The sequence below is a fragment of the Nocardioides dubius genome (assembly GCF_039528155.1).
Classification (GTDB): domain Bacteria; phylum Actinomycetota; class Actinomycetes; order Propionibacteriales; family Nocardioidaceae; genus Nocardioides; species Nocardioides dubius.
The window spans coordinates 45,921-49,709 of record NZ_BAAALG010000007.1 but is presented as its reverse complement, the minus strand read 5'-3'; the positions used below and the strand labels follow the sequence as shown (position 1 = coordinate 49,709).

The following is a 3,789-nucleotide window of genomic DNA, read 5'->3' as shown; positions in this document are numbered from 1 at the left end:
CGCCTCTCAGCGCGGGGTGAAGCGGCGCCGTTGGAGCTCGCGCACCGCCTCGGCCAGGTCGTCGACCGGACCGGCCACCTCGATGCCCGGCGCCACAGTGGTGATCGGCAGGGCGGCCACCGGCGCACCGGGCACGCCCCACTCGCCCAGCCACGACGACAGCTGGGCGGAGCTGCTGGCGAAGACGATCCGGCCCAGCCCGACCCAGGCGTGCGCGGCCGAGCACATCGGGCAGTGCTCGCCGGACGTGTAGACGGTGGCGCTGGCACGCTCGGCCGGCGCGAGGTTCTCGGCCGCCCAGCGTGCGATCGCGAACTCGGGGTGCTGGGTCGCGTCGCCGCCGCTGACCCGGTTGTGGTCCTCGAAGAGCACCTCGCCGGCGGCGTCGACCAACAGCGATCCGAAGGGCTCGTCGCCCGCGTCGATCGCCTGCTGGGCGAGCTCGACGCAGCGGACGAGGAAGGCGCGGTCGGCTGCGGTCACATCGGTGCTCATCCTGCGAGGGTAGACCAGAGCGATCCGCTGGCAGCTCGGGGTCGGCGGCGGGCCATCGGGCCCGGAGACGGCGAGCTGCCAGCGGCGCGGCTCAGCCGAGCGGGTCGACCTCCGCATGCTCGCCCACCGTGCCGGCGAGCCGGGCCAGGTGGTGGTCGGCCATGCCGTGGGCCTGCTCCAGTGCGGTCAGCGTCGCGGCGTGCGCGCCGATCGCGTACTCGGCCGTCATCCCGATCCCGCCGTGCAGCTGGATCGCGGACTGGCCGACCATCCGGCCTGCGCGCGCGACCTGGAGGCCGGCTCGTGCCGCCGCCTCGGCGATGCCGTCAGGCTGCTCGGCGAGCACCATCGTCGCCCAGTCGACCATGCTCCGGGTGAGCTCGACCGCCACGTACATGTCGGCCGCGCGGAAGGTCAGCGCCTGGAAGTGGTTGAGGGTGACGCCGAACTGCTTGCGGCTGGTCAGGTACTCGGAGGTGATCCGCAGGGCCGACTCCATCACCCCGACCGCCTGGTTCCCGGCCACCACCCGGGCCCGGTCCAGCGCTGCCGCGATCACGGCGGTGGCATCGCCGCCCTCGCCGAGCACCGTGGCCGGGGTGCCGTCGAAGGAGATCCGGGCCGCGCGCGAGCCGTCCGGGGCCGCGAAGCCGTCCCGCTGCAGGCCGCCGGCGGCAGCGTCCACCAGGAAGAGCCCGGTGCCGGCGTCGGTCGCCGCCGAGACCACCAGCAGGTCCGCGCTCGCGCCGTGGGGGACCGGCTCCTTGACGCCGCTCAGCCGCCAGCCGTCGCCGTCCCGGCTGGCGCGGACCCCGGTGGCGGAGCTCGCCCAGCGGGTGCCGGGCTCGGCATGGGCGAACGCCGGAACCAGGGAGCCGGCGCTGAGCGGGTCCAGCAGCTCGGCGCGCTCCTCGGCGCTGCCGGCGTCCGCGATCAGGCCGCCGGCGAGCACCACCGCCGTCAGGAACGGCTCGGGAGCCAGCACCCGGCCGAGCTCCTGGGCGATGAGGCCGACCTCGATCGGGCCCGCCCCGGTGCCGCCGTCGGCCTCGGCGAAGGGCAGGCCGAGGATGCCCATCTCCGCGAGCCGGCTCCAGAGCTGGGGGTCGTAGCCGAGGTCGGTGGCCACTGTGCGGCGGCGGTTCTCGTAGTCGCTGTAGGCCTTGCCGAGCAGGGCGCGCACCGCCTCGCGCAGGGCGTTCTGCTCGTCGTCGTAGGTGAAGTCCATCGGTTCGCCTCTCAGAGTCCGAGAATGGTGCGGGCGATGATCTGGCGCTGGATCTCGTTGGATCCTCCGTAGATCGATGCCTTGCGCAGGTTGAGGTAGACCGGCGTGGAGACCCGTGCCCAGTCGGGCGCATCGGAGACGTCGCCGGCGAAGCTGGACAGGCCGGCCGGTCCGGCGAGGTCCATCGCGAGCTCGCTGACCGCCTGCTGCAGCTCGGTCCCGCGCAACTTGAGCACCGACGACGCCGGATGCGGCTTGCCGTCGGCGGAGTTCGCCGCCACCCGTACGGCGGTCAGCTCCAGGGCGAGCAGGTCGTTCTCCAGCTCCGCGAACCGGGCCGCGACCAGCGGGTCGTCGAGCTCGCCGATCTCGCGCGCCCACTCCTTGGCGGCGCCCAGCACCCGCTTGGAGGCGCCGACCGGTGCCACGCCGACGCGTTCGTTTCCGAGCAGGAACTTGGCATAGTCCCAGCCCTTGTTGAGCTCGCCGACCAGGTTCTCGACCGGCACCCGGACGTCGGTGAACCAGACCTCGTTGACCTCGTGGCCGCCGTCGATCAGCTCGATCGGCCGGACCTCGAGGCCGGGGGTGGTCATGTCGATGAGCAGGAAGGAGATGCCGGCCTGCTTGCGGGCCTCGGGATCGGTGCGGACCAGGCAGAAGATCCAGTCGCCGTGCTGGCCGAGGGTGGTCCAGGTCTTCTGGCCGTTCACCACGAAGTGGTCACCGTCGCGCACGGCGGTGGTGCGCAGCGAGGCGAGGTCGGAGCCGGCGTCGGGCTCGGAGAAGCCCTGCGACCACCAGATGTCCAGGTTGGCGGTGGCGGGCAGGAAGCGCTCCTTGATCTCCTGGGAGCCGAACGCTGCGATCACCGGGCCGACCATCGAGGTGTTGAAGGCCAACGGCGCAGGCACGTTGGCGCGCTGCATCTCCTCGTGCCACAGGTGCCGTTGCAGCTCGGTCCAGTTCCGCCCGCCCCACTCCACGGGCCAGTGCGGGACCGCGTAGCCGTGCGCGTTGAGGATCCGCTGCGTGGTGACGAACTGCTCCTTGGTCAGCTCTCGGCGGGCCGCGACGGTGTCGCGGATCTCCTGGGGGACCTGGGTGGTGAAGAAGGTGCGCAGCTCCTCGCGGAACTGCGCATCGGCGGGGGACAACTCGAGCCGCATGGGCCACCTCTCATCTGGGTTGGCCTCATCATGGCGCAGCGGTGGTCGCGGCAACAGGGTTCGTTAGCCTGGAGGCGTTATGGAATGCCACCACTTCGCAGCCGGACGCTGTCGTTCCTGCAACTGGCTCGAGCAGCCGCTCGCCGACCAGGTGGCGGCCAAGGAGCACGGTGTGCGCGAGCTGCTCGCGCCCTGGCCGGACGTCGCGTGGCTGGCGCCCGTGCGCAGCCGGGAGTCGGGGTTCCGCAACAAGGCGAAGATGGTGGTCTCCGGCTCGATCGAGCAGCCGGTGCTCGGCATCCTGGACGGCGAGGGCCACGGGGTCGACCTGCGGGACTGTCCGCTCTATCCCGCGGAGCTCGCTGCGGCGTTCGGCCCGTTGACCGAGTTCGTGACCCGGGCCGCGCTGGCGCCCTACGAGCTGGCCGCGCGGCGCGGCGAGCTCAAGTACCTGCTGGTCACGCTCTCCCCGGACGGCGAGCTGATGGTGCGCTGGGTGCTGCGCTCCACCGAGCCGCTGGCTCGGATCCAGAAGCACCTGCCCTGGTTGCGGGAGCAGCTGCCGCAGCTGCGGGTGGCGTCGGTGAACATCCAGCCGGAGCACAAGGCGATCCTGGAGGGGGAGCGCGAGATCGTGCTCACCGAGGCGCAGACATTGCGGATGGAGCTCGACGGGGTCGGCCTGCACCTGCGCCCGCAGAGCTTCTTCCAGACCAACACCGAGATCGCCACGGCGCTGTACCGGCAGGCGCGGGCCTGGGTCGCGGAGGTGGCGCCGACCTCGCTGTGGGACCTCTACTGCGGAGTCGGCGGCTTCGCGTTGCACTGCGCGGCACCGGGCCGCGCGGTGCACGGCGTGGAGCTCAGCGCCGAGGCGGCGCGGAGCGCGGCCACCAC

4 protein-coding genes are annotated in these 3,789 nt (G+C 72.4%); 1 reads left to right on the top strand and 3 read right to left on the bottom strand.

The genetic code is table 11. From position 1 onward, the window contains the following. Positions 1–6 precede the first annotated feature (6 nt). The 3 genes from ABD151_RS09035 to ABD151_RS09025 form a co-directional block, all read right to left on the bottom strand. Positions 7–495 carry a nucleoside deaminase gene (locus ABD151_RS09035; protein WP_343993489.1) on the bottom strand — a complete coding sequence of 163 codons (489 nt, stop codon included), beginning with the start codon at positions 493–495 and terminating at the stop codon, positions 7–9. A gap of 91 nt (positions 496–586) precedes the next feature. Continuing rightward, positions 587–1,723, bottom strand: coding sequence for an acyl-CoA dehydrogenase family protein (locus ABD151_RS09030; protein ID WP_343993487.1), 1,137 nt, complete (start codon positions 1,721–1,723; stop codon positions 587–589). 11 nt (positions 1,724–1,734) lie between these two features. Then, the gene (locus ABD151_RS09025) at positions 1,735–2,892 is read right to left on the bottom strand and encodes an acyl-CoA dehydrogenase family protein (protein ID WP_343993485.1); all 1,158 of its coding nucleotides are present in this window, start codon (positions 2,890–2,892) and stop codon (positions 1,735–1,737) included. 79 nt (positions 2,893–2,971) lie between these two features. Between ABD151_RS09025 and ABD151_RS09020 the strand changes: the two genes are divergently transcribed. After that, on the top strand, positions 2,972–3,789 hold an 818-nt coding region (locus tag ABD151_RS09020), incomplete at its 3' end, for a class I SAM-dependent methyltransferase (RefSeq protein WP_343993483.1).